General features: G+C 66.0%; 2 protein-coding genes and 1 rRNA gene. 1 reads left to right on the top strand and 2 read right to left on the bottom strand.

What is annotated here, in order from left to right; genetic code table 11:
* A 16S ribosomal RNA gene (locus tag B4E30_RS10205) occupies positions 1-381 on the bottom strand; the annotation flags it as partial.
* A gap of 496 nt (positions 382-877) precedes the next feature.
* Complete coding sequence (locus B4E30_RS10200; RefSeq protein ID WP_286795193.1) at positions 878-2206, bottom strand: M20/M25/M40 family metallo-hydrolase; 1329 nt, start codon at positions 2204-2206, stop codon at positions 878-880.
* Positions 2207-2282: 76 nt separating this feature from the next.
* Between B4E30_RS10200 and B4E30_RS10195 the strand changes: the two genes are divergently transcribed.
* Complete coding sequence (locus tag B4E30_RS10195; protein WP_286795192.1) at positions 2283-3266, top strand: Gfo/Idh/MocA family protein; 984 nt, start codon at positions 2283-2285, stop codon at positions 3264-3266.
* Positions 3267-3378 lie beyond the last annotated feature (112 nt).

Raw genomic sequence — 3378 nt, 5'->3', positions numbered from 1 at the left:
GTTTCCTCCATTGTGCAAGATTCCCTACTGCTGCCTCCCGTAGGAGTTTGGGCCGTGTCTCTGTCCCAATGTGGCTGATCATCCTCTCAAATCAGCTATTGATCATTGTCTTGGTGAGCCATTACCTCACCAACAAGCTGATAGGCCGCGAGCCCATCCCAAACCGAAAAAATCTTTCCAACCCCCACCATGCGATGAGAGCTCATATCCAGTATTAGACGCCGTTTCCAGCGCTTATCCCAGAGTCCAGGGCAGGTTGCTCACGTGTTACTCACCCGTTCGCCACTGATCCACCAAGCAAGCTTGGCTTCACCGTTCGACTTGCATGTGTTAAGCACGCCGCCAGCGTTCATCCTGAGCCAGGATCAAACTCTCCGTAAAAAACGAAAGCCACACGCAGGTCGGAATAAGACCACACATGCGACGAGTTCAATCATGACCAAACGGATGCCATCACTGACAATCCAAAATTGATCCAAAGGAATCTCAAACCACAAAAAAGTGGCCGAGGTTATTTGGCATATGACAAGTGCACGCTGTTGAGTTCTCAAAGATCGGACGCACCAACCAACCCGCAACCAAGCAGGCCCAGAAGGGCAACTTCACAATCATACCCCACCCACACCAGCACCCAAACCCACACAACAGATCCGAAAGACCCAGGTGGATTCAGTGCCCGAAGGGCGAGACCCAATCCTAACGCTTCATACCGAAGTGCTTCAACCGTGAGGAGTTGGGGCGGTTCGCTGCTTGAGGGGGCGGGGCCTTCCGGCCGCTCCGCTCTCCCCTTTGGGGCGAACAACAAGAACACTACGTCCCCACCCACCCCCACGCAAAACCACACCACACCCCGGGCGTGTCGCGCAGGGTGTGGGAGTCACGACGCTTCGAGAAGAGCCCGGTAGAAGCCGATTCCTCGATGCCAGACATCGATTCGGATGCGCTCGTCGTGCGCGTGCAGCGCCTCGCGTTCGGCTCGGGTCAGGTGGAAGGGCGTGAAGCGGTAGACGTGGTCGCTGATCCGCGTGAACCAGCGACTGTCGCTGGCGCCCAGTTGCAGGTAGGGGGTCGTGACGACGTCCGTGCCGAGGGCCTCCCCCACGGCTCGCGCGATCCGCTGCCACGTCTCCCCTCGCCACGGCGAGACCGGCGAGGGCTCCGAACCTCGGCGCACCTCGATGTCCACCCCGGGGTCGGCGATCACCCTGCGCACCCTCGCGGTCGCCTCATCGATGGTGTCTCCGGTGAGAAGGCGCACGTTGACGGCGGCGCGCGCCCTCGTCGCGAGCACATTCTCGCCCGGCGCACCGCTGAGCTGCGTGACCACGGCGGTCGTCCGCACGATCGCGCGCATCTCGGGCCCGAGCGCTCCGAAGGCGCGCACGAGGAGGGGCGCGGTGAGACCGGTGTGGGAGAACACCGCGCGCAACGGCTGAGGCACGTGCGGTGCGAGGGTGGCGAGCATGGCCCGCACGGGCGGGACCAGTCGCACCGGGAACGGATGACGATGGAGGCGCACGATCGCGCGCGCCAGGCGCGCGGTGGCCGGAGTGCGCGGCGGCGTCGACGCGTGACCGCCGTCTTCGCGTGCGGTCAGCACGAGCGTCATGATCCCGCGCTCGGCGACACCCACCATCGCTGTCGGCACGGTGACGCCGGGGATCACTCCCTCGACGACCGCGCCGCCCTCATCGAGCACGAGGCCCGGTCGGACGCCGCGCTCGGCGAGCCTGTCGACCATGGCGCCCGCGCCGTCGCCGGCGGTCTCCTCGTTGTGCCCGAACGCCAGGTACACGTCGCGTTCCGGTGTGAAGCCGTCCGTGAGAAGGGCTTCGACGGCCTCCAGGATCGCCACGAGCGCACCCTTGTCGTCGATCGCTCCGCGCGCATGGATCGCCGCATCCGCGCCGTCACCGAGAACGGTCGGGTCGAACGGCGGCGTCTGCCACTCCTCGTCGACGACGGGAACGACATCCTGGTGCGCCATGAGCACGAGAGGCTGCTCGTCCGTGGAACCCGGCCACCGGTACAGCCGCGAGTACCCGGCCACGATCTCGAGCTCCAGGCGCTCGTGGACCAGCGGGTAGAGACGCTCGAGGGCCTCGGCGAAGCGCTCGAAGGCCGATCGATCCACCTGGGACTCGTCGGCGAAGGAGACGGTCGGGATGGCCAGAAGCTCGCGGAACCGCTCGAGGGAGGCTGTCACCCGTCGAGCGTATCGAGCGCGGACCGCGCGGTGCACTCACCTCGATTCCACCGGCGGCGGTCGATACAGTCGACGCATGACCGGACTTCGTTGGGGAATCCTCGCCACGGGCGGCATCGCCCACGCCTTCGCCCGCGACCTGCGCACCGCGGGTCTGGACCTGCGGGCCGTCGGATCGCGCCGACTCGAGGGCGCCCGCGCTTTCGCGGAGGAATTCGACGTCGCTCGCGTGCACGGCTCGTACGAGGCGCTCGCCGCCGATGACGATATCGACATCGTCTACATCGCCACTCCTCACCCGATGCACGCCGAGAACGCGCTGCTGCTGCTGGAGCACGGCAAGCACGTCCTCATCGAGAAGCCGTTCACGCTGAACGCCGACCAGGCGATCGCGGTCCGCGACCTGGCCCGCGCGAAGGGGCTCCTGGCGATGGAGGCGATGTGGACCCGGTACCTGCCGCACATGATCCGCATCCACGACATCATCGAAGCCGGAACGCTGGGCGAGATCCGCGCGGTGTTCGCCGACCACACGCAGCGGATCTCCGATGACCCCGCCCACCGGCTCAACGCCCTCGAGCTCGGCGGCGGCGCGCTGCTGGACCTCGGCATCTATCCCGTGTCGTTCGCCTGGGACATGCTCGGGGCACCGACGTCGATCGCGGCGACCGCGCGCCTGGGCGGAACGGGCGCGGACACGGAAGTGGCCACCATCTTCACCCACGCGTCCGGCGCCGTCTCGACCACGCTGTCGTCGTCGCGTGCGGCCGGCCCGAACACGGCCCACGTGGTCGGAACCGAGGGCCGCATCGACATCGACCGCGTCTGGTACACCCCGACGTCCTTCCGCGTCACAGCGCCCGACGGCACGGTGCTGGAGGAATTCGTCTCCGACATCGAGGGGCGCGGGATGCAGTTCCAGGCCCTCGCGGCAGAGGAGATCATCGCCGACGGCGCCACCGACTCCGAGCGCCTGCCGATCGACGAGACGGTGGCCATCATGGAGACTCTTGACGCCGTCCGGCGTCAGATCGGCCTGCGTTACCCCGAAGAGCATTGATCACCGAGCGAGGAGCCGCCGTGGCCGATCTGCAGAGCCAGCGCGTCGCCGTCTACATCGACTTCGACAACATCGTCATGTCCTGGTACGACCGCGTGCACGGACGCAACGC

The sequence above is a fragment of the Microbacterium sp. UBA3394 genome, assembly GCF_002358725.1.
GTDB classification, from domain to species: domain Bacteria; phylum Actinomycetota; class Actinomycetes; order Actinomycetales; family Microbacteriaceae; genus Microbacterium; species Microbacterium luteum.
The sequence above is the reverse complement of the archived record's forward strand: the minus strand, read 5'-3'. Positions and strand labels throughout refer to the sequence as shown.